This is a genomic window from Caulobacter sp. GW821-FHT12F03, assembly GCF_058806855.1.
The window spans coordinates 143,166-167,411 of the sequence record NZ_JBXAQC010000002.1 but is presented as its reverse complement, the minus strand read 5'-3'; the positions used below and the strand labels follow the sequence as shown (position 1 = coordinate 167,411).

The 24,246-nt window shown below is 69.9% G+C and carries 22 protein-coding genes; 15 read left to right on the top strand and 7 right to left on the bottom strand.

What is annotated here, in order from left to right; translation table 11 throughout:
• Positions 1-89: 89 nt before the first annotated feature.
• On the bottom strand, positions 90-1,565 hold the full coding sequence (locus AC1RN0_RS06300) for a M20 family peptidase (RefSeq protein WP_492786579.1): 1,476 nt from the start codon (positions 1,563-1,565) through the stop codon (positions 90-92).
• A gap of 189 nt (positions 1,566-1,754) precedes the next feature.
• Between AC1RN0_RS06300 and AC1RN0_RS06295 the strand changes: the two genes are divergently transcribed.
• Complete coding sequence (locus AC1RN0_RS06295) at positions 1,755-2,867, top strand: serine hydrolase domain-containing protein (protein WP_492786578.1); 1,113 nt, start codon at positions 1,755-1,757, stop codon at positions 2,865-2,867.
• A 43-nt stretch (positions 2,868-2,910) separates the two neighbouring features.
• The gene (locus AC1RN0_RS06290) at positions 2,911-4,107 is read left to right on the top strand and encodes an MFS transporter (RefSeq protein WP_492786577.1); all 1,197 of its coding nucleotides are present in this window, start codon (positions 2,911-2,913) and stop codon (positions 4,105-4,107) included.
• A 481-nt stretch (positions 4,108-4,588) separates the two neighbouring features.
• On the opposite strand, the gene AC1RN0_RS06285 is transcribed toward AC1RN0_RS06290, so the two are convergent.
• Both AC1RN0_RS06285 and ccrA read right to left on the bottom strand, forming a co-directional pair.
• Positions 4,589-5,329, bottom strand: coding sequence for a hypothetical protein (locus AC1RN0_RS06285; protein ID WP_492786576.1), 741 nt, complete (start codon positions 5,327-5,329; stop codon positions 4,589-4,591).
• Positions 5,330-5,555: 226 nt separating this feature from the next.
• The gene (gene ccrA / locus AC1RN0_RS06280) at positions 5,556-6,836 is read right to left on the bottom strand and encodes a crotonyl-CoA carboxylase/reductase (RefSeq protein ID WP_492786575.1); all 1,281 of its coding nucleotides are present in this window, start codon (positions 6,834-6,836) and stop codon (positions 5,556-5,558) included.
• Positions 6,837-7,129: 293 nt separating this feature from the next.
• Between ccrA and AC1RN0_RS06275 the strand changes: the two genes are divergently transcribed.
• The 4 genes from AC1RN0_RS06275 to AC1RN0_RS06260 all read left to right on the top strand — a co-directional run bounded on the left by AC1RN0_RS06275 (position 7,130) and on the right by AC1RN0_RS06260 (position 10,834).
• Positions 7,130-7,876 (top strand): enoyl-CoA hydratase/isomerase family protein, encoded by a 747-nt coding sequence (locus AC1RN0_RS06275; RefSeq protein ID WP_492786574.1) that lies wholly within the window; start codon positions 7,130-7,132, stop codon positions 7,874-7,876.
• A 72-nt stretch (positions 7,877-7,948) separates the two neighbouring features.
• Positions 7,949-8,497 (top strand): hypothetical protein, encoded by a 549-nt coding sequence (locus AC1RN0_RS06270; RefSeq protein WP_492786573.1) that lies wholly within the window; start codon positions 7,949-7,951, stop codon positions 8,495-8,497.
• 87 nt (positions 8,498-8,584) lie between these two features.
• Positions 8,585-10,576: a methylmalonyl-CoA mutase family protein gene (locus AC1RN0_RS06265; protein ID WP_492786572.1), complete on the top strand. Its 1,992-nt coding sequence runs from the start codon at positions 8,585-8,587 to the stop codon at positions 10,574-10,576.
• A gap of 90 nt (positions 10,577-10,666) precedes the next feature.
• Positions 10,667-10,834 (top strand): hypothetical protein, encoded by a 168-nt coding sequence (locus AC1RN0_RS06260; RefSeq protein ID WP_492786571.1) that lies wholly within the window; start codon positions 10,667-10,669, stop codon positions 10,832-10,834.
• Positions 10,835-11,036: 202 nt separating this feature from the next.
• Here the strand turns inward: AC1RN0_RS06260 and AC1RN0_RS06255 are convergent, their stop codons facing one another.
• On the bottom strand, positions 11,037-12,446 hold the full coding sequence (locus tag AC1RN0_RS06255; RefSeq protein WP_492786570.1) for an MFS transporter: 1,410 nt from the start codon (positions 12,444-12,446) through the stop codon (positions 11,037-11,039).
• A 102-nt stretch (positions 12,447-12,548) separates the two neighbouring features.
• On the opposite strand from AC1RN0_RS06255, the gene AC1RN0_RS06250 reads away from it, so the two are divergent.
• The 4 genes from AC1RN0_RS06250 (at position 12,549) to AC1RN0_RS06235 (ending at position 16,095) form a co-directional block, all read left to right on the top strand.
• The gene (locus AC1RN0_RS06250) at positions 12,549-13,100 is read left to right on the top strand and encodes a carboxymuconolactone decarboxylase family protein (protein ID WP_492786569.1); all 552 of its coding nucleotides are present in this window, start codon (positions 12,549-12,551) and stop codon (positions 13,098-13,100) included.
• Positions 13,101-13,234: 134 nt separating this feature from the next.
• Positions 13,235-13,990 carry an extensin-like domain-containing protein gene (locus AC1RN0_RS06245; RefSeq protein WP_492786568.1) on the top strand — a complete coding sequence of 252 codons (756 nt, stop codon included), beginning with the start codon at positions 13,235-13,237 and terminating at the stop codon, positions 13,988-13,990.
• 124 nt (positions 13,991-14,114) lie between these two features.
• Positions 14,115-15,254: an alpha-L-fucosidase gene (locus AC1RN0_RS06240; protein ID WP_492786567.1), complete on the top strand. Its 1,140-nt coding sequence runs from the start codon at positions 14,115-14,117 to the stop codon at positions 15,252-15,254.
• A 64-nt stretch (positions 15,255-15,318) separates the two neighbouring features.
• The gene (locus AC1RN0_RS06235) at positions 15,319-16,095 is read left to right on the top strand and encodes an SDR family oxidoreductase (RefSeq protein ID WP_492786566.1); all 777 of its coding nucleotides are present in this window, start codon (positions 15,319-15,321) and stop codon (positions 16,093-16,095) included.
• A gap of 126 nt (positions 16,096-16,221) precedes the next feature.
• On the opposite strand, the gene AC1RN0_RS06230 is transcribed toward AC1RN0_RS06235, so the two are convergent.
• Positions 16,222-17,382, bottom strand: coding sequence for an aminotransferase (locus tag AC1RN0_RS06230; protein ID WP_492786565.1), 1,161 nt, complete (start codon positions 17,380-17,382; stop codon positions 16,222-16,224).
• Between the two features lie 45 nt (positions 17,383-17,427).
• On the opposite strand from AC1RN0_RS06230, the gene AC1RN0_RS06225 reads away from it, so the two are divergent.
• Positions 17,428-17,907 (top strand): GNAT family N-acetyltransferase, encoded by a 480-nt coding sequence (locus AC1RN0_RS06225; protein ID WP_492786564.1) that lies wholly within the window; start codon positions 17,428-17,430, stop codon positions 17,905-17,907.
• Positions 17,908-17,940: 33 nt separating this feature from the next.
• Positions 17,941-19,089: an energy transducer TonB gene (locus AC1RN0_RS06220; protein WP_492786563.1), complete on the top strand. Its 1,149-nt coding sequence runs from the start codon at positions 17,941-17,943 to the stop codon at positions 19,087-19,089.
• Between the two features lie 8 nt (positions 19,090-19,097).
• Here AC1RN0_RS06220 and AC1RN0_RS06215 read toward each other — a convergent pair whose 3' ends face one another.
• Entirely contained in the window at positions 19,098-19,490 is a 393-nt protein-coding gene (locus tag AC1RN0_RS06215; protein WP_492786562.1) for a nuclear transport factor 2-like protein, read from the bottom strand.
• Between the two features lie 122 nt (positions 19,491-19,612).
• Between AC1RN0_RS06215 and AC1RN0_RS06210 the strand changes: the two genes are divergently transcribed.
• From AC1RN0_RS06210 to AC1RN0_RS06200, 3 genes are all read left to right on the top strand, one after another.
• Entirely contained in the window at positions 19,613-19,993 is a 381-nt protein-coding gene (locus AC1RN0_RS06210; RefSeq protein WP_492786561.1) for a DUF6481 family protein, read from the top strand.
• Between the two features lie 71 nt (positions 19,994-20,064).
• Positions 20,065-21,387 carry a PQQ-dependent sugar dehydrogenase gene (locus AC1RN0_RS06205; RefSeq protein WP_492786560.1) on the top strand — a complete coding sequence of 441 codons (1,323 nt, stop codon included), beginning with the start codon at positions 20,065-20,067 and terminating at the stop codon, positions 21,385-21,387.
• A gap of 34 nt (positions 21,388-21,421) precedes the next feature.
• On the top strand, positions 21,422-21,814 hold the full coding sequence (locus AC1RN0_RS06200; protein WP_492786559.1) for a DUF4440 domain-containing protein: 393 nt from the start codon (positions 21,422-21,424) through the stop codon (positions 21,812-21,814).
• A gap of 6 nt (positions 21,815-21,820) precedes the next feature.
• Here the strand turns inward: AC1RN0_RS06200 and AC1RN0_RS06195 are convergent, their stop codons facing one another.
• The gene (locus AC1RN0_RS06195; protein WP_492786558.1) at positions 21,821-24,148 is read right to left on the bottom strand and encodes a DEAD/DEAH box helicase; all 2,328 of its coding nucleotides are present in this window, start codon (positions 24,146-24,148) and stop codon (positions 21,821-21,823) included.
• Between the last annotated feature and the right edge of the window lie 98 nt (positions 24,149-24,246).

Sequence of the window (24,246 nt, the reverse complement as noted above, 5' to 3'; positions counted from 1 at the left end):
CCTGAGGGTCCGCTCCTCAGGATGACGAACACCCAGGCCCGTCATGGTGAGGAGCGAGCTTCAGGCGAGCGTCTCGAACCACGCAAGCTCTAACCCGCCGCCGTCGCGATCAGGCTGGTGAAGAAGTCGGTCATCCGGGTGATGTTCTCGAGCGTCATGTGCTCGTTGGTGCCGTGGATCATGCCGAACTCGTTCAGCGAGGCGTGGATCGGCGAGAACCGGTAGATGTCGCTGGAGACGTCGCTCATGTAGCGGCTGTCGGTGCCGGCGGTGACCAGGCCCGGGGCGACGGGGACCTGGCCCTTCTCCGAGGCCAGCGCCGCCAGCAGCGTCCAGCCCGGCGACGTGGTCGAGGACACCGGCGAGGGATCGGCCGCGACGCCGCCGGCCCAGGACAGCTGGACATTCATGCCTCTGGTCACGTCCTTCGCCCGGGCCATCACCTCGGCCGCCGTCTGGCCGGGCGCGATACGGTAGTTGATCCAGGCCGTGGCGTCCTGCGGCAGCACGTTCTCCTTCGGACTGCCCTGGAGCATGGTCGGCGCGATGGTCGTGTGCAGGGTCGCGGCGCTGGCCGGGCTCTTGGCCAGGGTGTTGACCAGCACGGGGCCGAACAGCCAGTCGTTGGCCGCCGCGACCTTGACGATCCCGCCGGCATAGGGAGCGATGGCCCGGATCATGTCGGCTCCCGGTCCCTTGAACTTCATCGGGAAGGGGTGGGAGGTGACGGCCAGCACCGCCTTGGCCAGGGTCTCGACGCCGGTCTCCTTCGGCGGGGCCGAGGAGTGGCCGCCGGACGCGGGCGCGACGATCTTCAGGGTGGCGTAGCCCTTCTCGGCGACGCCGACCACGGCCACCGGGCGACCCACCATCGGGAAGTCCTTCACCACGGCCATGCCCTCGTCGAGGACCAGCAGCGCCTTCACGCCGCGGCTCTTCAGCAGGGCGGCGGCGGCGCGGGCGCCCGAACCGCCGGCCTCCTCGTCCTGACCGCTGACGAAGATCACCGTGCGCTTCGGCTTGAAGCCCTTGGCGGCCAGCGCGTCGGCGGCCTCGAACATCATCACCAGGGTGCCCTTGTCGTCGATCGAGCCGCGGCCCCAGACGGCGCCGTCGGCGATCTCGCCGGCGAAGGGCGGGTGCTTCCAGTCGCCTTCCGTCCCGGCGGTCACCGGCACCACGTCCTGGTGCGCCATCAGGATGATCGGCGCGAGGCTCGGGTCCGACCCCTGCCAGGTGTAGACCAGCGCCTTGTTGGGCAGGATTTCGCGGGTCATGGCCGCGTGGGCGGCGGGATAGGTGGCGGCCAGCCAGGCGTGGAGCTTGTCCCACTGGGCCCAGTCGTTCTCGGCCTTGTTCTGGTGACTGACCGTCAGGATCTGGATCGACTGCGACAGATGCAGGGCGGCCGTGGCCTGGTCGACCGGCGTGACGGCGGCGACCTGTACGGCGTTCGGATCGACCTGGGTCGCCGGTTTGAACGTCGCGGTGCGGTACGCGACCACCCCGCCCAGCAGCGCCACCACGCCGACGCTCGTCAGCGCCATTTTCGCCCAGGTCTTCATGCGATCCTCCCCGATCGTGTCGGCGCAGACAGTAGAGGCGGGCCCGTCATCCCGCCAACCCACTTTCCTCGTCCGCGGCGAACGTATGCCGGCGCATGGCCGGGGCGACGCCAAGGTTGCGGAATGGTCACTTGCCGTTGTCGACGATCCTTGCACGATGGGCCTCTTCCGATGACGCCGGGCAGACCGATGACCCTTCTCCGCCGCGAGTTTCTGGCCGCCATTCCGGTGATCGCCGCCGCCGGCTGCGCACGAGCCGAGTCGTCGGCTCCGGCGGGCTCGCTGCAGCGGCTGGTCGACGAAACCGGCGTGCCGGCCCTCGCCGGGGCGGTCGTGACACCCGACGGCCTGCCATTTCTCGAGGTCGCCGGGGTACGGCGCGCGGGCGGCGACGAGCGGGTGACGAAGAACGACCTCTGGCATCTGGGCTCGAACACCAAGGCCATGACCGCCGCGCTCTACGGCCGGCTGGTGGACGCGGGCCTGGCGCGCTGGGGCGCGACACTGCCGGCGCTGTTCCCGGACCTGACGCTGGACCCCGCCTGGTCGACCACGACCATCGAGCATTTGATGAGCCACACAGCCGGCGCGACGGACAAGGGCGCCATCGACGTGACCTGGCTGATCGCCGCCCAGGGCGCGACCAATCCGGTGACCGAGCAGCGCACGGCGCTGGCCGCCAAGGTTCTGGCCGCCCCGCCGGCAGGCAAACCGGGTCAGTTCCAGTACGCCAACCTCAACTTTATCCTCGCCGGCGCGGCCATCGAGCGGATCACCCGGACCAGCTGGGAGGTCGCCATCACCGACCGCCTGTTCAAGCCGCTGGGCCTGACCAGCGCGGGTTTCGGCGCGCCGAAGGGCGACCAGCCCTGGGGTCATCGCCGGCTGCCGATGGGCGTGGGCGGTCTGATTCCGGTGGATCCGAAGGGCACGGCCGACAATCCGCCGACGCTGGGTCCGGCCGGAACCGCCCACATGACCCTGACCGACTATGCGAAGTTCATCCGCCTGTTCCTGACCGACGGCGGGGACCTGCTGACGCCCGCGACGGTCGCCCACCTGACCACGCCGCCGCCCGGCGGGGCCTACGCCCTGGGTTGGGGCGTTACCGACGGACAGCCCTGGGCTCGCGGGCCGCGGCTGGCGCATGAGGGATCAAACACCATGTGGCACATGCTGGCCCTGGTCGCGCCGAAGCGCGGCGTCGCCATCGTGACCGCCGCCAACGTCATGATGCCCGATGACCGCAGCGCGCCGCGCCTGCTCGCGCGCCAGCTGCAGGAACGCTTCGCGCCGGCCTGATTCTGGGTCAGGCTCGCTGTCTGTCACGCTCCGGGGGCGCGCCATGACCACGACCCGACTGACCGGCCGACCGGCGTTGATCGCGCTGGCCCTGTGCCTGCTGGCGGCGATGCTCGAGGGGTTCGATATCGCCTCGATGGGCGTGGCCGCGCCGAAGATGATGCCGGCGCTCGGCCTGTCGAAGCCGGAGGCCGGCTGGGCCTTCAGCGCCAGCCTGCTGGGCCTGCTGTTCGGGGCCGCCGTCGCCGGGCCGCTGTCGGACCGCGTCGGGCGCAAGCCGGTGCTGCTGACGGCCGTGACGCTGTTTGGCCTGTTCTCGCTCGGAACGGCCATGACCCACGCCTACGCGCCGCTGCTGGCCGTGCGCTTCCTCACCGGCCTCGGCCTCGGCGGGGCCATGCCGATGCTGATCGCCATGGCCTCGGAACTGGCCAGCGAGGGGCGGCGCACGGTGGTCGTCTCGACCGTCACGGCCGGCATGCCGCTGGGCGGGGCGCTGGTCGGGCTGCTGGCGCGAACGGAGCTGGCGGCCGGCGACTGGCGGGTGATCTTCCTCGTCGGCGGCGCCGCGCCCCTGCTGCTGGCGCTGGCCCTGTGGCTCGGCCTGCCGGAGACGGGCGGCCGGCCGGCCGCGCCGGTGAAGGGCGCCAGTCTGGCGGCCCTGTTCGGCAAGGACCGGCTCGCGACAACCCTGAGCCTGTGGGTCTCCTACGCGGCCATCGCCCTGGTGCTGCACCTGTTCCTCAACTGGCTGCCCAGCCTGCTGGTGGCGCGCGGCGTCGAGGGCCGGGCGGCGGCCGGCATCTCGACCCTGTTCAACCTCGGCGGCGCGGCGGGCGGGGTGCTGGTCGGACTGACCATCGACCGGCTGGGCGCGCGCTGGCCCCTGGCGGCGGCGGTCGCTGGACTGGTCGCCACGCTGTTCGCCCTGGCCGCGCCGGGCGCGGGCCTGCCGGCGACGGCGGCGCTGGCGTTCGGAGCGGGCTTCCTGATCATGGCCGCGCAGTTCGGCCTCTATGGCGTCGGCCCCGGCTACTACGGCCCGGCCGTGCGCGGGACCGGCGTCGGCGCGGCCATCGCGGCCGGCCGGTTCGGCTCGGCGATGGGACCCGTGCTGGCGGGCCAGCTGCTCGGCGGCGGGGCCAGCCCGGGGCAGGTGGTGCTGTCCACCGTGCCGATCGTGCTGCTGGCCGGCGCGGCGGCGATGCTGCTGACGGTGGTGGGGAGGCGGGCGGAGTAATCTCCCCGCGCCCACCAGCTCCGCTCATCCTCGCGGAAGCGAGGACCCAGGTTTACCGCAGGTGCACTCACCTCAAGGGATGTCTGGCGCAGAGCCGGGACGATCCAACGCATCGGGAAGCCGATCCCGGATGACGAGGCCTCCATCCGGAGATGTGCTGAACAACAGCCCCGACCGTGAGTGCACCGGCCGCAAACCTGGGTCCTCGCTTCCGCGAGGATGAGCGGGAAAAAGGGGTGGGGAGGCCTGATGACACCCGCCCCAAAGCCTTGATGGAATAGGAGCGCGAGCGGTCGCTTGGTCAAGGACGGCCCTGCGGGCCGCCGCTGCGCCGCCGCGAAGCCGGTCCTTGAGCAAGACGCCCGCCCGCGCAATGCTCCGCCAAGGCAGAAGGGCGGGGTGTGCTGTAAGCGAAGCAAATAGAAAAGAGGGCTGAGCGGCCAAAATTTCCGCCCAGCCCCACATCGCCAATGACTACCGGTTAGCCTTCAACGATGATTTTGATCGCATCGGGGTCCACCCCGAAAGTTAGTGCCAAGCGGCGCTTGGCCTCGGGGATGGTCAAGGGCGCGTCGTCGGGCGCACCAGCCACTAAAATCGGCGCTGGTGGCTCGTCGTTATCCTCATTTTCGGTCGCTGTGGCATCGATCTGATGGTCGAGAAGAACGGGCACGTCTTTCGCAAATGCAGGCCACTTGAGACCGGCACCGGCACCGACCATCGACACCGGCTCATCAGCTTCCTGATTGTATAGCGAAATCCAGATGCCACGCTCAGCTGGCATTACGTGGTTGGCCTTCAAGCGGGCCTCGCGCGCCCGATCGAACCGAGCGCGAATGTCATCCGCGCCCATTAGGTGGAAGTTGGCGTAGCTCCCTCCCTTTTCATCGAGCGACGCGGCAAGGACGAGGTCCGCGTCCTCCAAGGTGGACCAACCAGTATCGCCGGCATTGCGAGGGAAAGCGATCCACGTGTCTTGAGATGTGCGGATCGTCACGTTCTGGGAAATTCCATTCTTCGTGATCTTTCGAAGGCTTCCCTTACCTGCACGAGGAATTCGTTCGACCTTGTATCCTTGCTTCTCCAATTCCTGGATGGCTCTTCGCCGAAGAAAGTTCCGGATCCCAACTTTTCCAGGGGCGCTTACGTTTGTCATGAAAATATCCCTCAAATATGCAACAAAGAATGGCTGCATAGAGAGTGGAAAACCGTCGATTGTCAATCACAATTTCATGGAAAATGAATGTGGCAGCCGCCATTGGGCGTTGGCGATAATTTTCCATGTATTTTCCAAATTGGTGGGCCCCGACGTTTAGAGTTTGCTCCGGTAGCCAGACGGCGCGCACCTCGGGGTTCCCAAACGCAACAACGGCGGCCCCCTCGCGAGAGCCGCCGCCTGAAGCGTGTCGCATCAGGGACAGACGCCCTTCGGCGTCTGTCCCGACGGCCTAGGCCCCCATCTCCGCCGAGATCTCCTGGACCTCCTCGAAGGTGCGCAGGCCGGGGCGCTGGGCGCAGACGAGGACGCCCATGTTGCCGGGCAGGTGCTGGTTATCGAGCATCTTCTCGTGCGCGGCCGGGATGTCTTCCCAGCGGAACACTTCGGACAGGCAGGGGTCGACCTGGCGGTTGATCACCAGCTGGTTGGCCGCGCTCGCCTGCATCAGGTTGGCGAAGTGGCTGCCCTGGACGCGCTTCTGGCGCATCCACAGGAAGCGGGCGTCCATGGTCAGGTTGTAGCCGCTGGTGCCGGCGCAGATGGCGACCATGCCGCCGCGCTTCACCAGGAACACCGAGACCGGGAAGGTCGACTCGCCGGGGTGTTCGAACACCATGTCGACGTCCTTGTTGCCGGTGATCTGCCACACGGCCTTCCCGAACTTGCGGGTCTCTTTCATGTAGTCGCTGAACTCGGGGCCGTTGACCGTCGGCAGCTGGCCCCAGCAGTTGAACTCCTTGCGGTTCAGCACGGCCTTGGCGCCCTGGCTGAGCACGAAGTCGACCTTGTCGTCGGAGCTGACCACGCCGATGGCGTTGGCCCCGGCCACGGCGGCCAGTTGCACGGCGAATACGCCCAGACCCCCCGAGGCGCCCCAGACCAGCACGTTCTGGCCGGGCTTCAGCTCATGCGGCTTGTGGCCGAACAGCATGCGGTAGGCGGTGGCGAGCGTCAGGGTGTAGCAGGCGCTCTCTTCCCAGGTCAGGTGACGCGGGCGCTGCAGCAGCTGGCGCGACTGCACCCGGGCGAACTGGGCGAAGCTGCCGTCCGGCGTCTCGTAGCCCCAGATGCGCTGGCTGGGCGAGAACATTGGGTCGCCGCCGTTGCACTCCTCGTCGTCGCCGTCGTCCTGGTTACAGTGGATGACCACCTCGTCGCCGACCTTCCAGCGCTTCACCTTGGAGCCGACGGCCCAGACGATGCCCGACGCGTCGGAGCCGGCGATATGGTAGGGATGCTTGTGACCGTCGAGCGGGCTGATCGGCTCGCCGAGCGCGGCCCAGACGCCGTTGTAGTTCACGCCCGCGGCCATCACGAGCACGAGCACCTCGTCCTCGCCGATCTCCCAGGTGGGCACCACCTCGACCTGCATGGCCGTCGCCGGGCGCCCGTGGCGCTCCTTGCGGATGGTCCAGGCGTACATGTTTTTCGGGACGTGGAACGGCGGCGGGATCTCGCCGATCTCGTACAGGTCCTTCACGGGCGTCTTCTCAAGCGTGGCGGTGGTCATCTGCAGGTCCGTTGAGCGTTCTTGGGGGCGCGTTTCTGTTGCAATGCAGTAGCGCCGGGTAGTGTTCCGGCGTTTCGCGGAGCATCGGGCCGCCCGACGAAAACCGGCCCGTGATCCGTCAATTTATAATGGTTCGGCGCAAAGCTTTGCCCTGAGACACCGCCGTTCACCGCCCGTAGGGGAAGGATCGTGTGACAACCGAATGAAACTGGCAAGCGGATTCTTGTGCGGCGCAACATGGTCGTGTCCCCTTCCGGGGTGCTAGGGCTGCCGCAAGGGAGGGCCGCATCGCCATGACCATTCATTTCAGCCGGCCGGCGCACCATGTCGCGCTGATCGAACTCGACCTGCCGCCGACCAACGCGCTGGGCGCGGCCATGCGCCGCCGGCTGGGCGAGGGGCTCGACGCCCTCGAGGCCGACCCCGCCGTGCGCTGCCTCGTCCTGACCGGGCGGGGCAGGCTGTTCTGCGCCGGCAACGACCTGCGCGAGCTGGCCGACCGGGCGGCGGACGACCTGTCGCCGATCAGCGACTTCAATGCGCTGATGGGCCGCATCGAGGGGCTGCGGATGCCGGTCATCGCGGCGGTCAACGGCGGGGCGCTGGGCGGCGGGCTGGACCTGGCCCTGTCGTGCGACATCCGGCTGGCGGCCGAGGGCGCGACCTTTACCGCCTCGGGCGTCAATGTCGGACTGATGGCCTCTGCGGGCCGGCTGCCGACGCTGATCGGCGTGGGACCGGCCAAGGCGATGCTGCTGACCGGGCTGCCGGTCGACGCGGCGACGGCGCTGCGGACAGGGCTGGTGACGGCCGTCTGGCCGGCCGACCGTCTGCTGGACGAGGCCCTCGCCCTCGCCAGCCACATCGCCAGCCGCCCGCCGCTGGCGGTCGAGGCGGCCAAGCGGTTCGCCGGCATGGCCCCGGACGAGCGCGTGGCGCGGATGGACGCGGCGCTGGCCGCCCTGGCCGCGAGCGGCGATCACCGCGAGGCGGTGGCCTCGTTCCTCGAAAAGCGCCCGGCGGTCTTTTCGCGGTCGTGAGCCCGCCTTGAAGTCGCCGCCGCGACCGGGGCAACATGCCGGTTCCGGACGATCAGGAGACGCCTAAAGTCGATGCCCGCTCTCGCCCTTCTGCTCGCCGTGAGCCTGCCCCTGATCGGTGGCGGCAAGCCGGAGGCGACCGTCTCACCCTGCCTGTGGGGGGCGTTGCCGCCCTCCAAGGAACAGGTGCTGACCGCGCCGGACTTTCCCGCCTTCGACCGGCTGCGGCGGCAGTACAGCGAGGAAGACTGGACCCTGGCCTTCTCGCGTTGCGGCCTCGGCGAGGAGGCGGACGGCGTGGCGACCAAGGCGGTGACCTACTACGAGGCCTCGCTGTGGACCGAACGCCGGCTGGCCGCGAAATGGCCGGCAGCGACCCTGGAGGCGGCCGTCGACGCGATTCCGGAAAAGGACCTGCCCTATTTCTGGCTGATGCCCGCGGCCGACAAGCGTACGCCCGACTATCTCGACAAACGCGCCAAGGCCCAGGCCAGGGTCTACAAGGCGTTCGGCCGCGCCGGCCCTGTGCAGCCGCTCGATGACCTGGACATTTTCATCACCAGCCGCGTCGGCTGGCGGCTGAGCGAGGCCGAGTACCGGCGGATCAAGGCGGCCCCCTAAGCACGAATCTTGCGCGCGGCGGCCTGCGTCACATTCGTCGCGCAAAAATGTTGCACCGCAGCAGGCGGATCGCCATGATCCGCCGCCATGACCCAGAAGCCTTTCCAGCACGCCCCCGACGCTCCGTGGATATTCCGCACCTATGCGGGCCACTCCACGGCCGAGAAATCCAACGCCCTGTACCGGCGCAACCTGGCGGCCGGCCAGACCGGGCTGTCGGTGGCGTTCGACCTGCCGACCCAGACCGGCTACGACGCCGACCACATCCTGGCGCGGGGCGAGGTGGGCAAGGTCGGGGTGCCGGTCGGGCATCTGGGCGACATGCGGCTGCTGTTCGACGGCATCCCGCTCGACAAGATGAACACCTCGATGACGATCAACGCCCCGGCCGCCTGGCTGCTGGCGATGTACGTCGCGCTGGCCGACGAGCAGGGCGCGCCGCGCTCGGCGCTGCAGGGCACGACGCAGAATGATCTGATCAAGGAATATCTCAGCCGCGGGACCTACATCTTCCCGCCGGAGCCGAGCCTCAGGCTGATAGGCGACATGATCGCCTGGTGCTACCGCGAAGTGCCAAAGTGGAACCCGATGAACGTCTGCAGCTACCATCTGCAGGAGGCCGGGGCGACACCGGAGCAGGAGCTGGCCTACGCCCTGGCCACGGCCATCTCGGTGCTCGACACGGTCAAGGCCGGTGGCCAGGTCCCCGACGAGGATTTCGAGATCGTCTGCTCCCGGATCAGTTTCTTCGTTAACGCCGGCGTCCGGTTCGTCACCGAACTGTGCAAGATGCGCGCGTTCACGGCCCTGTGGGACGAGATCCTCAAGGACCGCTACGGCGTGCAGGACGCCAAGGCCCGCCGCTTCCGCTACGGGGTGCAGGTCAACAGCCTGGGCCTGACCGAGCAGCAGCCGGAGAACAACCCCTACCGCATCCTCATCGAGGCCCTGGCGGTCACGCTGAGCAAGGACGCCCGTTGCCGCGCGCTGCAACTGCCGGCGTGGAACGAGGCGCTCGGCCTGCCGCGGCCGTGGGATCAGCAGTGGTCCCTGCGCATGCAGCAGGTGCTGGCCTATGAGACCGACCTGCTGGAATACGAGGACCTGTTCGCCGGCAGCCATGTGGTCGAGGCCAAGGTCGCCGAGCTGAAGGCCGGCGCCCTGGCTGAGCTGGCGAAGATCGACGCCATCGGCGGCGCCGCCGCGGCCATCGGCTACATGAAGAGCGAGCTGGTCGGGTCCAACGCCGCGCGCGTGCGGGCCGTCGAGACCGGCGGCATGACCGTGGTCGGCGTCAACCGCTGGACGGACACGGAGCAATCGCCCCTGTCGGCCGGCGAGGGCTCGATCGAGACCGTCGATCCGAAGCTGGAAGCGGGCGTGGTCGAGCGGCTCAAGGCCTGGCGCGCATCGCGGGATCACGCCGCCGTCGAGGCCGCTCTCGCCGACCTGAAGGCCGCCGCCCGCGACGGCCGCAACATCATGGAGCCCTCGATCGTCGCGGCGAAGGCCGGCGTGACCACCGGCGAGTGGTCCTTCGCCCTGCGCGAGGTGTTCGGCGAATACCGCGGCCCGACCGGCGTCGCCGTGGTCGTCGCGTCCGGCGAGGACGCCGAGGACATCGAGGCGGTCAGGAAGGACGTCGAGCGCGTCTCCGAACTGCTCGGCCGCACCCTGACCTATCTGATCGGCAAGCCCGGCCTCGACGGCCACTCCAACGGCGCCGAACAGATCGCCACGCGCGCCCGCGCGGTCGGCATGGAGGTGCACTACGACGGCATCCGCTCCACGCCGGACGAGATCGTCCGCCGGGCGAAGGAGACAAAGGCCCATGTCGTCGGCCTGTCGATCCTGTCGGGGTCACACCTCGACCTGGTGCAGGAGGTCGTGCGGGTCATGCGCGTCGAGGGGCTGGGCCACATCCCGGTCGTGGTCGGCGGCATCATCCCGCCCGACGACGCCCTGATCCTGAAACAGATGGGCGTGCGGCGGGTCTACACGCCCAAGGATTTCAAGCTCACCCAGATCATGGCCGACGTGGTCAAGGTGGTCGAGGACGCCGCCCTGACGCCGGCCTAGACCGCCGGCGCAATACCTCAATTTGGGGCGCCGGAGGGGTGGCCATTCCGGACGGAGGCCTTTAGGGAGGCGCCCCGAAAGGAATTTACCATGTCCGATACCAGCGCTTTCCGGATCCATTCCGCCGACACCGCCCCCGCGTTCGGCCTGGCGGCCCTGTTTTCCGGCGTGGACGGCATGGTTCGCGCGGCCGGGGCCGTGGCCCTGGGCTCCTTCCTGCTGGGCATGATCGTCGTCCTGATCGCCGCCGCGGCCTGACATCCCGCCGGGGCCGGGTTAGCCTCATCCCATGAGCTTCGCTGAGCGCCTGCGCCGACCGGACCACAGGCTGACGGCGCTCGGCTGGATCGTGCTGTCCGCCATGCTCGCGGCGGCCGTTGCGGGGATCGTCTGGGCCGTGCGAACGCCCGGCGGGGTCTGGGTCTTGCTGGCGGTCGGCCTGACGGGGGGCGTGCTGCGGTCAGTCCTGCGCCGGCGTCAGGCCCCCCAGCCGCCAGGCGGCCAGCCCGCCGATGATCGACACCGGCAGGAAGGCCGCGAACAGCCAGACGCCGTTGGCCACGCCGACCGTAGGGTCAATGCCGCCGGCGAAGCCCAGGGCGTTGGCCACGGCGCTGGAGGCTGCCGCCCCGAAGGCTCCGCCGATCAGCTGGGCGGTCGGGACCGCTGACGAGCCCAGCGGCTGCTCGTCCACCGGCAGGCTGGCGACGATGCGCTTGGCGACGAAGGCCCAGCTGGCGCCGAAGCCCGCGCCCATGACGGTCAGGGCGGCGATCATGCCCGGCAGTGACCCGCGTGGCACGGCCCAGGCGGCCCAGGCGGTCCCCGTGACCACGAGGGCGGCGCCCAGCCGGATCATCAGGCCGTCGCGGTTCTGGATCCCGGCCGCGAGCATGGCCACGACGGTCCAGCCGGCGGCGATGGCGGTGACGACATAGCCGGCGACCAGCGGCGAGGCGCCGTGGATCACCTGGACGAAGGCCGGGCCGTAGACGGTGAAGGCGATGGTTCCGACCTCCAGCGCGAAGATCATCAGATAGCCGGCCCCGGCCGCGCGGCTCAGGTCGCCCGCCGACAGCGGCAGCAGCACGCCGCCGGCCTTCGCGTCGAGGCGCAGCAGCAACGCCAGGCTGGCCAGGCCCGCTGCGCCGAGTCCGGCGGCCTGCCACAGCGCCCCGACCACGCCGGCGGCCGCGATCAGCGTCACCCCCAGGGTCAGGACCACGAGCTGCGCCACCGGCACGCGGGTCGTCGCCCGGGGCGCGGGGGCGGATTTCCTCACCAGCAGGAAGGTGGCGACGACGAAGACCAGGCCCTGGACGCCGAAGAACCAGAAGGCCCCGCGCCAGGCGCCGTCCTCCGCGAACAGTCCGCCGATCAGGGGGCCGAGCAGGGTCGCCACGCCCCAGACGCCGGCGATGGCGCCATAGACCCGCACCCACAGCTTCTCGGGAAACAGGGCGTTGATGGCGACGTAGCAGAGGGCGACCACCGCGCCCGCGCCGAGTCCCTGGATCAGCCGTCCGGCGACGAACACCAGGAAGTCGGGGGCCAGCGCGCTGACCGCGCAGCCGAGGGCGTAGGCGGCGCCCGCCAGCGCCGTGGCGGGCCTCAGCCCCAGCGTCATCGACACCCGGCCGGATACGGCCCCGGCGATGATCGAGGCCAGCAGGAAGGCCGCCACCGACCAGCCGAAATACTGGAAGCCGCCGATCTCCTTCGCGATGGTCGGCGTCAGGGTGACGGTCACCAGCGCATCGGCCGCGTTCAGCCAGATGCCGAGGCACAGGAAGGCGAACCGCGCCGCCAGCCCGGGCGCCATCAGGTCGCGCCAGCCGGCGCCCTGGGTCTTGTCGCTTCGGTTGGTCATGGTCGCGCCTTGATGGACGCATCCGGTCGCCGCGCCAAGGGTGCTGGCGTCGCCGGCGCGACCGCGCGAAAATGGGGTAACGACAGAACAAGGAAACGCGCCATGGCCCTCGTGCCCTTCGCCGACATCGACGCCCTGCCGCTCAAGGCGAAGGACTACTGGGACAAGCTCGCCGCCAAGCTGAACATCTTCCGCATGCTGGCCAACGCCGACACGCTGATGGAGCCGGCGCTGCGCTTCGGCGGCGCGATCCTCAGCAAGCAGGACCTCGGCGCCGACCTGCGCGAGCTGGTCATCCTGCTGGTCGCCGAGCTCGAGGGCGGCGAGTACGAGTGGAACCAGCATGTGCCGATCGGGCTGAAGTGCGGCTGCACCCAGGCCCAGATCGACGCCCTGAAGGCGCGCCGGCTCGATGACCCCGCGTTCAACGCCAGGGAAAAGGCTCTCGTCGCCTTCGCCGCCGAGGTGATCGAGAAGGTCAAGGCCAGCGAGGCCTCGCTGGCCGAGGCGCAGAAGCACTTCAGCCCCAAGGAGATCGTCGAGATCATCCTGACCTGCGGCTTCTACATGACCATGGCCCGGCTGACCGAGACCACCCGCACCGACATCGACCCGCCCGCCGGCAGCGTGGTCGTGGATTCGCTGGGTCGGTAGCGGCCAGGGACAGACACCCCAGGCGTCTGTCCCGTCTCCCCGCGCATGCTCGTTTCGCAGGCGCCAATCATGCTATCGCCCCTGCTGTCATTTTCCCGACGCAGGCGCAGGCGAAGCTCGTTCACCATAGTCCCATGGCGACCTATCGCGCTCCCCAGGCCCGCCGGCCCCACATCGAGAAACGCGCCCGCCGCCAGACCCTGGCGGCGCGGGTGGTCGGATTCGTGCTGCTCTGGGGCCTGGTCGGGCTGATGACCCTGGTGGCCGACCGCGCCGTGCCGCGTGAGCACCTGCCGTGGAAGACGCTGGCGATCATCGACCCGATCGGTGCGGCGACGAAGATCAAGGCCGCCCGCGCCGGCGAGGATCCGGCCGCCTGCCGCGCCATCCTCGCCCAGGGCGGCGTCGACTACACGGAGGTCGCGCCGACGACCGGCCAGTGCGGCCTGACCGACACCGTGCGGTTGACCTCCGGCCTCGCGCCCCTGTCGCCGACCGACGCCAAGATGACCTGCAAGGAGGCGCTGGCCTTCAGCATCTGGGAACGCCAGGTGGTCCAGACGGCGGCGTTCGACGAGCTGGGCCAGGCCGTGGTCGGCATCGACCACTACGGCAGCTACGCCTGCCGCCGGCAATACGGAAAGGCCGAGGGCCCGATCAGCGAGCACGCCACGGCCAACGCCATCGACGTGGCCGACTTCCGGCTGGCCGACGGCACGGTGATCTCCGTCGCGCGCGACTGGGCCGACCCCGGTCCGAAAGGCCGCTTCCTGCACCGGGTGCGCGACGGCGGCTGCCGCATTTTCCTGACCACGCTCAGTCCCGACTACAACGTCGAGCACCACGACCACTTCCATCTGGACATGGGCGGCTGGCCGAAGTGCGGGTGACGCCCGGAGGGGGGCCACGACCCTGACGCGCGTTTTTTCGGTTCTGTCCCCTTAGGGCAACGCGCTACCGATAGCGCAGGGCCCGCGACAAGACGGGCGCGGGACGGAAACAGGGGAGGGATTGATGGCCGATTTCAGCCAGTTCGCGGGGCGCGAATGCCCAGCGTGGTACGCCGAGCCGCAGCTGGGCATATTCATCCACTGGGGCATGTTCGCCATTCCGGCCTTCGCCCCGCCGGGCAAGTCGATCACCGAGCTGTTCGAGACGGCCTATGACGACGCCTTCGTCCAGGGGCCGTATGCGGAGTGGTACGAGAACGCCCTGCGCGATCCCGACAGCCCGACCAGCAAGCATCATCGCGAGCACTGGGGCGACGCGCCCTACACCGCCTTCCGCGAGCCGTTCGAGAAGGCCTCCGAGGCGTTCGACGCCAACGTCTGGGCTGACCTGTTCAAGGCGGCGGGCGCGAAATACGTGGTGTTCGTCACCAAGCATCATGACGGCTACTGCCTGTGGCCGACGGCGGTCGAAAATCCCTGGCGGCCCGGCTGGAACTCGAAGCGCGACTTCATCGGCGAGCTGGCCGAGGCCGTGCGGGCGCGCGGCATGCGCTTCGGGCTGTACTATTCCGGCGGCCTCGACTGGACCGCCCATCCCCGGCTGATCCGCAACATGGGCGAGCTGTTCGCCGGCATCCCGACCGACCAGACCTATCGCGACTACGCCGTGGCCCAGGTGCGCGAGCTGATCGACCGCTACAAGCCGTCGGTGCTGTGGAATGACATCGGCTGGCCCAACGCCGAGGACCTGCCGGACCTTTTCGCCCACTACTACGCGGTCGTGCCCGACGGTGTGATCAATGACCGCTGGATGGGGAACGCGGGCATGTTCGAGAGCCTGCGCGACCCCGCCGCCTGCGACGCCTTCAACGCCTTCATCAAGGCGCGCATCGCCGAGAACGGCGTCCATGGCGGCGGCGGATCGGCGCCGCCGCACTGCGACTTCCGCACCGTCGAATACGGTTCCGGCGACCACATCGTGGACGAGAAGTGGGAGTCGACGCGGGGGCTGGGGCTGGCCTTCGGCTACAACGCGGCCGAGGCGACCGACGACTATCTGACCGGCCAGGGGCTCATTGATCTGTATGCGGAGGTTACCGCCGGCGGCGGCAACCTGCTGGTCAACGTCGGCCCCCGTGCGGACGGTTCGATCCCGGAAATCCAGTCGGAGACGCTGCTGACCCTGGGGCGTTCGCTGGCTTGACGCAGCGGCCGCTTCCCCTCAGGTTGCCCGGCAACTTCAAACAAGCGTTTAAGGGAGAGACGTCATGGCCGCCGAAGGCACGCTTTTCGATCTGACCGGCAAGGTCGCGATCATCACCGGCAGCTCGCGCGGCATCGGCAAGGCCATCGCCGAGCGCATGGCCCAGCACGGCGCCAAGGTGACCATCTCCTCGCGCAAGGCCGGCCCCTGCGACGAGGTCGCCGCCGAGATCAACGCCACCTACGGCGCGGGCACGGCCATCGCCGTTCCGGCCAACATCTCCTCCAAGGACGACCTGCAGCGGCTGGTCGACGAAACGCGCAAGGCGTTCGGCAAGGTCGACATCGTCGTCTGCAACGCCGCGTCCAACCCCTACTACGGCCCGCTGGCCGGCATCGCCGACGACCAGTTCCGCAAGATCCTCGACAACAACATCATCTCCAACCACTGGCTGATCAGCATGGTCATCCCGGAGATGATCGAGCGGAAGGACGGGGCGGTGATCATCGTCTCCTCGATCGGCGGCCTGCGCGGCAGCCCGGTGATCGGCGCCTACAACATCTCCAAGGCGGCCGACTTCCAGCTGGCCCGCAACCTCGCCCACGAGTACGGCAAGCACGGCATCCGGGTGAACTGCATCGCGCCGGGCCTGATCAAGACTGATTTCGCCAAGGCCCTTTGGGACAACCCCGAGACGCTCAAGCGCTCTACGGAGACCGTGCCGCTGCGCCGCATCGGCGAGCCGGACGAGATCGCCGGCGCGGCGGTGTTCCTGGCCTCGGCGGCCGGCACCTTCATGACCGGCCAGGCCGTGGTGGTCGACGGCGGCGCGACGATCTAGGCGTTCCTGCGTCCTTCGACACGCCGCGTCGCGGCGGCTCAGGATGACGTGCAGTGTAGACGTCATGGTGAGCAGCCCCGGACCTGGTCCGGGGCGTGCCGGATCACGCCATCTCCAACCGCGGCTCTACCCGGCGGCGGCCCGCGCCGCCGCCAGCCGCTCGATCCCCGCATCCAGGGTCTCGTCGCGCTTGGCGAAGCAGAGCCGCAGGATGTGGGTCGGGGCGTCCTGCTCGTAGAAGGCCGAGACGGGAATGGCCGCGACCCCGTGCTCCCTCACCGCCTTCAGGCAGAAGGCGCGGTCGGCCTCGGTCACGCCTGACGCGGCAAGGTCGACATTGAGAAAGTAGGTGCCGGCCGCCGGCAGGACGGTGAACCCCTCGCGCGTCAGGCCCGCCGCCAGCCGGTCCCGCGATCGCTGCAGGTCGCCCGGCATGGCCGCGAACCAGTCGGCGCAGTGGTCGAGCCCCCAGGCCACGGCCGCCTGCAGCGGCGGCGGGGTGGTGAAGGTGAGGAACTGATGCGCCCCGGCCAGCCCCTTCGTCAGGGCAGGCGCGGCGCAGAGGAAGCCGACCTTCCAGCCGGTCAGGGCGAACATCTTGCCGGCCGAGCCGATCTTGACCGTCCGCTCGCGCATGCCCGGAAAGCTCATCATCGAGCGGAACGTCCGGCCGTCGAAGACGATCTGCTCCCAGACCTCGTCGCAGACGGCGATCGCGTCGTGCGCCACGCAGTATTCCGCCAGCAGGGCCAGCTCGGCGTCGGAGAAGATCACCGCCGCCGGATTTACCGGGTTGTTCAGCACCACCATGCGGGTCTTCGGCGTAAAGGCCGCGTCGAGCATCTCCCGGGTGATGCGCCAGTGCGGCGGCTCCAGCCGGGCCAGACGGGGCACGCCGCCGGCCCGGCGGACCATCGGCGTGTAGGCGTCGTACAGCGGCTGGAACAGCACCACCTCGTCACCAGGCGAGATGAGGCTGAGGAAGGCGGCCGCCAGCGCTTCGGTGGCGCCCGAGGTCACGGTGACCTCGGTCTGCCAGTCGAGGTCCAGGCCCTGGAACCGCGCGTAGTGGTCCGCCGCCGCCCGGCGCAGCTCGGGCAGGCCGCGCATCGGCGGATACTGGTTGTAACCGTTCAGCGCCTCATCCGCCGCCCGTCGGCGCACGGCCTCGGGGCCCGGCTCGTCGGGAAAGCCCTGGCCCAGGTTGATCGCGCCGGTTTCGCGGGCGAGACCGCTCATCACCTCGAAGATGGTCGTCGGCAGGTCGGCGTAGACGGGGTGAACCAAGGCAGCCTCCTTGCGCGCGCGGCCCGCGCTCCGCAAACTCATGCCATGCCCATCGTCGATTTCGAACCCCGTCACGCGCAGGCGTGGCGCACGCTGAACGAGGCCTGGATCAGCCGGCACTTCGCCATCGAGCCGGCTGACGCCGAGGTGCTGGGCGATCCCGTCGGCAAGGTGATCGCCCCGGGCGGTCACATCTTCATGGCCGAGGACGCCGACGGCGCGGCGATCGGCTGCGTGGGCCTCAAGGCCATGCCGGACGGCGGCTTCGAGGTGATCAAGATGACCGTTTCGGAGGCCGCGCGCGGAACGGGCCTCGGCCGCGATTTGATGCAGGCCTGTATAGATCGCGCCCGCGCCCTCGGCGCGCCGCGCCTGTATCTCGAAACCAACAGCGCGCTGGGGCCGGCGCTCGGCCTCTACCGCGCCATGGGCTTCACCGACCTGCCCCGGCAGGACACGCCCTATGCGCGCTGCGACGTGTGGATGGCGATGCGGCTGCGGGCAGACGCGGCGCCGGCGACTTGATAAGGGCGAACGCTGGATCGTCGGGAGGGACGAATGTCGCGGGTTTGGTCGATCTTGACGTCCGGCGTTCTGGCGTTGGCCGCATCGGCACTGCTGGCCGGGCAGGCGCGCGCGGACGCGACTCGTGAGCAACGCCTGGCGGAGGCCATCTCCCGGTGCCGGAGCGCCGTGGAGGCCGGGGAACAGCAGGCTGTCCACTGGTGCGATCAGGCGTCCGCAAGCCTGATGTTCGCGCGGCTGGACGCTCGCAAGGCGGAAGTGCTCCTGCTCGCCCGCTGGGTGACGACGGCGGAGGGGCGGTCATTCGGTTCCGCGGTCTCGACCCGCAAGGCCGCGACAAGGATGCCCGATCCTCGTCTGGCGGAGGCCCGGTCCCTGACCTTCGACGCAGTCGCCATGCAACAGGGCTTCGCTGACGGCTGGGACGGTCGGGCGATGGCGCGACTTGCCTCCATCGTCGGCCAGGAGTCCGGCACGGGCGGCCTGATCGAACAGCGACTGGCCCTGTTGCGGGCCATCAGGGCGGGGCAGCCGGACGAAGCGACGTTCTGGGCGGCCGCGGTCCTGGCCGTGACCTGGCGACTGGAACGCCCCGACGTGGAGGTCACGCGCGAACAGGGGAAGGCCTACATCGAGGAGATGATCGGTCTGCTCGGTCCGCTGCTGGCCGAGTCGCGGCAGCTGGACGGACAGGCCAGGATTCTCCACCCGGTTATCGCCTTGGCGCTGGTCGACCTGCTCAGCGCCAGCGGAGACTATGAGGCGGCGATCCAGACCGGCGATGAAGCGGTTCTGGTCTGTCGTGAGCGTCTCTGGAAAACCAGCTCGCCCTGTCTGGATCTCGGGCTGGCGTCCGCAATGGCCCGCGAGCGGCGCCGGATTCTGGCGCGGCGTCCCGATCTGGTGGGAAGCAGGCGCCGCGCGCCCGTCGTGGTGAAGGGGTCGCTGCACCAGAGGAGCTACGCGACCCACGGCCGTCCCTGCCGCGTCGTTGTCCGGTTTGATCTCGACGCCGCCGGGGCGGTGATCAATGCGCAGGTCATTCACAGCGAGCCGTTCGGCCAGTGCGACGCCCTGGCCCTGCAAGCGATTTCCGGGCTTGTCTACGAGTCCGAAGCCTCCGCGCCTCCGGGGACGTCCCGGACGGACCTGCTTCAGTCGATCGTCATCCGACCCGAGTAGGCGCGGCTCTAGCCGGCCATGCTCTGGAGCATCGCGCCCATCTTGCCATGGACCATGTTGATCGCCTTCAGCGGGCGGACCATGACCTTGAAGTGGTCGATCTTGCCGGCGCTGTTCCAGTGGATGATGTCCACGCCGTTGACCTTGATGCCGTCGATCACGGTGACGAACTCCAGCACGGCGCCGCTCTCCGAGTACCACTCGTTCTCGTAGTGGAAGCTGTCGTTGTTGAGCACGGCCGCCGCGCCGAGCAGGTACTTCATGGTGATCGGCCGCCCGGCCTGGGGCGTGTGGACTACCGGCGATTCGAACACCACGTCCTCGGTCAGGAGATCCTCGAGCGTCGCGGCGTCGAGCGTCTCCATATAGGCGTGCCATTGCTGGATCGGGGCGGGCGTCATGGGAATCCTCCGGTAGGGGTGCGGTGCTTCTACCACAGGGCCGTTTGATCCCGCGAAACCGGGCTTGCCTCGCCGTCGATTTTTCGCTTTGAAGCGCCCGTGAAAAATCGCTGAAAGAAGCTATGAGTCTGCTGAAGCAACCGACCTTCGCCGAGCGCCAACAGGCCGCGGCGGAGGCCAAGAAGGCCATGCTGGCCAAGTTCAAGCCCAAGCCCGCCGTCGTCGATCCCAACTTCGTTCATCGCGAGGAGCGCCTGGCCGCCGAACGCGAAGCGGCCCGCGCCGCCCGCGAACTGGCCAAGGAAGAGGCCCGCAAGGCCGCCGAGGCGAAGGCCGAGGCCCGCCGCCTGGCCGAAGCCGCCGCCGCCGAGGAGCGCCGTCTGGCGCTGCTCAACGACGCTGACGCCCAGCTCGCTCTCAAGCGCGAGGAACGCAAGGCTCGCAAGGCCGAAGCCAAGGCCGAGGCCCGCGCCAAGCGCGAAGCCAAGCGCATGGGCCGCTGACCGCCTGACGGCGGAACATCCGGCTCGCCCTGCCGTTTGAGCCTCCGGAGCCGGTCTCCGGAGGCTTTCCCATGCAAAGACGCGCCCTTCTCCTGTCCGCCGCCGCCCTGGCGGCGATCACGCTGGTCGGTTGCGGCGACACCGCCGGCTTGCCGGTCGAGGCCGGCATGGGGCCCAACCCCGTGCTGCCGCCGCCCCGGGCCAGCCTGATCCCGACGATCAAGGTCGCCGACGCCAGCCCCTGGCCGGCCGGCGAGACGCCCACCGCTGCGCCGGGCCTGCGGGTGAAGGCCTTCGCCGCCGGCCTCGACCACCCGCGCTGGCTCTACGTCCTGCCCAACGGCGACGTGCTGGTGGCCGAGACCAACGCCCCGCCCAAGCCGGAGGACGGCAAGGGCCTTCGCGGGTTCTTCATGGGCCTGGCGATGAAGAAGGCCGGCGCCGCCGCGCCGACGGCCAACCGCATCACCCTGCTGCGCGACGCCGATGGCGACGGGGTCGCCGAGCTGCGCACGGTGCTGCTGTCGGGCCTCAACTCCCCGTTCGGCATGGCGCTGGTCGGCGACCGCCTGTACGTCGCCAACGCCGACGCCCTGGTGGCCTTTCCCTATCGCGCGGGCGAGACGGCGATCACCGCGCCGCCGGTCCGGATCACCGACCTGCCGGGCGGGCCGATCAATCATCACTGGACCAAGAACGTCGTCGCCAGCCCGGACGGCGCGACCCTGTACGTCTCGGTCGGGTCGAACAGCAACGTCGGCGAGAACGGCCTCGACAAGGAGGCGGAGCGTGCGGCGATCTGGGCCATCGACCCGGCGACCGGCGCCCATCGCGTGTTCGCCGGCGGACTGCGCAATCCCGTCGGCATGGCCTTCAACCCCGACAGCGGGGCGCTGTGGACCGTGGTCAACGAGCGCGACGAGATCGGCAGCGACCTGGTCCCCGACTACATGACCAGCGTCGCCGACGGCGGCTTCTACGGCTGGCCCTACAGCTACTACGGCCGGCATGTGGACAGGCGCGTGAAGGCCCAGCGGCCGGATCTGGTGGCCCGCGCCCTGGTCCCGGACTATGCGCTCGGACCCCACACCGCCTCGCTGGGCCTGACCTTCAGCACGGGCGCGGACCTCGGGCCCGCCTGGGGCGGCGGGGCCTTCGTCGGCCAGCACGGCTCGTGGAACCGCGACCCGCGCAGCGGCTACAAGGTGATCTATGTGCCGTTCAGGGCCGGCCGGCCGGCCGGCGCGGCGGTCGATGTGCTGACCGGGTTCCTGACGGCCGGCGGCGAGGCGCGGGGCCGCCCGGTCGGCGTGGTCATCGATCGCCGCGGCGCGCTGCTGGTGGCCGACGATGTCGGCAACGCGATCTGGCGGGTCACCCGCGCCGGCGTCTGATCGACGGGGCCGCGCCGTCGGTATAGGGGAGGGCATGACCTCGCCGACCGACGCCGTGAAGGCGCGCCGCAAGCTGACCAACCGGCTGATCGCCGCGCACGACGCGGCGCGGCTCAGGCCGTTCTTCCATCCGGAGATGACGGTCATCGCCGGCGACGGCAGCCGCCTGACGGGCGCGGCCATGGTGCTGGAGGCCTTCGCCGCCCAGTTCGCCGACCCGGCCTTCGTCACCTACGAGCGGACCACGGACACGGTCGAGCTCGACGACGCCGGGGCGCGGGCGGCCGAGGCCGGGCGCTGGACGGCCCTGTGGCGCGGCGCGGACGGGGAGACCCGGCTGGCCGGGACCTACCTCGCCGCCTGGCGCAAGGTGACCGGCCAGTGGGTCATCGAATCGGAGCTGTTCGTGACCCTGACCGGCGACTGACGGGCCCTAGGGCTTCCAGTCGTTGCCCTTGTTCTTGGGCTTGAACGGCTTCTTGGGACCCTTGAACGAAGACTCGACCCCGGCCTTGAAGGGCTTGGGCTTGCCGCCCGCCTTGGGACCCTTGTAGTCGCCGCCGGCCTTGAAGGCGCCGCCGCGACCGGCGGGGGCGCCGTCGGGCTTCTTGAAGCCGCTGTCGTTGCGCGGGCCGCCCTTGAAGTCGCGCGGCTTCTTGAACGGCGCGCGCTCGGGCGCGGCGCCCTCGGCCTGGTAGGGGACCGACTCGCGCGGGCCGCGGCTGTCGCTGGCGCGGGGCTTCTTGTAGGCCGGGCGGTCCGAGGAGGCTTCCGGACGATAGGGCGCGGCCGCCGGGGCGGCGTCGCGCGGGCGGTCGTACTCGCGGCGCGGCTTGACGGTCGCGGCGGGGGCGGCGCGCTCCTCACGCGGCGGACGGGCCTTCCACTCGGGACGGTCGCCGGCCGGGGCCGGACGATCCTCGCGCGGCGCGCGCGGCTTCCACTCGGGACGATCGCCGGCGGGCGCGGCGTCGGCGCGCGGGGCGCGGTCCTTCCAGGCGGGGCGTTCCGCGCGCTCGGGACGATCCCCGGACGGGGCCGGGCGCTCGGCGCGGACCGGACGCTCGCTGCGTTCGGGACGGTCGCCGCGCGGCGCGAAGTCGCGCTTCTTCGGACCGAAATCCTTCGAGGTCGGCATGGTCGAGGGCGTGACCTTGATGTCCTCGGCCGCCGTCGCCTTGATCGCCTCGGCGAAGCGCGGGCTCATCTCCTCGGAGATCTGGAACTTGGTCTCGTTGTCGAAGATGCGGATCTGGCCGATGTCCTTCTTGGTCACGTGACCCAGGCGGCAGATCAGCGGCAGGATCCACTTGGGATCGGCGTTCTTGCTGCGGCCGATCGACAGGCGGAACCAGGAGGCGTCGGCGAATTCGCCGTGGTCGCGGGCGCCGCGCTCACCGCCGTCGTCGAACTCGCGGGGCGCGCGCTCGGGACGGCCGGCGCCGCGATCGCCGCCGTCATACAGGTCTTCCGGCTCCGGCAGGCGGGCGCGGTACATGCGCACCAACGCCGTGGCGATCTCCTCGGCCGTCTTGCCCTCCATCAGGGTGCGGGCGAGGGTCAGGTCCTCCTCCGACGGCGCCTCGGTCAGGGTCGGATCGTTCAGCATGCGGACGGTGTCGCCGGCGCGGATCTCCTCGGCGCTGGGCGGACCGCTCCAGACGGCCTCGACGCCGGCGTTGCCGATCAGCATCTCGGCCTTGCGGCGGCGGGTGTAGGGCACCAGCAGGACGGAGACGCCCTTCTTGCCGGCGCGGCCCGTGCGACCCGAGCGGTGCAGCAGGGCGGCCTTGTTGACCGGCAGGTCGGCGTGGATCACCAGCCCCAGGTCCGGCAGGTCGAGGCCGCGGGCGGCGACGTCGGTGGCGACGCAGACGCGGGCGCGACGGTCGCGCAGGCTTTGCAGCGCGTCGTTGCGCTCCCGCTGGCCCATCTCGCCCGACAGGCCGACGACCTCGAAGCCGCGCTCGCGCAGGCTGGAGTGCAGGTGGCGCACCGCGTCGCGCGTGGCGCAGAACACCAGGGCGCCGCCGGCGTCGAAGTGGCGCAGGACGTTGACCACAGCGTGCTCGATCTCGTTCGGCGCGATGCGGATGGCGCGATACTCGATGTCGCCGTGCGGCGCGTTGCGGGTGGTGGTGTCGATGCGCACCGCGTCGCGCTGGAAGGTCTTGGCCAGGGTCGCGATGTCCTTGGCGATGGTCGCCGAGAACAGCAGGGTGCGGCGCTCGGCCGGGGTGGCCTCGAGAATGAACTCCAGGTCCTCGCGGAAGCCCAGGTCGAGCATTTCGTCGGCCTCGTCGAGCACCGCGACCTTCAGCGCCGACAGGTCGAGGTGGCCGCGCTCGAGGTGGTCGCGCAGGCGGCCGGGGGTGCCGACGACGATGTGGCAGCCGCGGTTCAGCGTGCGCTGCTCGCTGCGGGCGTCCATGCCGCCGACGCAGGACACCACGATCGCCCCGGTCTTCGCATAGAGCCAGGTCAGCTCGCGGCTGACCTGCAGGGCCAGTTCGCGGGTCGGGGCGATGATCAGGGCCAGCGGCGCGCCGGCGCCGCCGAAGCGCTCCTCCTCGCCCAGCAGGGTCGGGGCCATGGCCATGCCGAAGGCGACGGTCTTGCCCGAGCCGGTCTGGGCCGAGACCAGCAGGTCGCGCCCCTCGGCGTCGGCCTCCAGCACGGCCAGCTGCACGGGGGTGGGCTCGAGATAGCCCTGATCGACAAGCGCGCGATCAATCGCGGGGTTCACGGAAGGAAAGGTCATCGGTCGTCCTGACGGTGCGAAAACGCGTCGGACGCCCATGTCTCGCGTCCGCGAGGGGCTGGTTCAGCGTTTCGGGGTAGGTGAAGGGCGGCTCATAC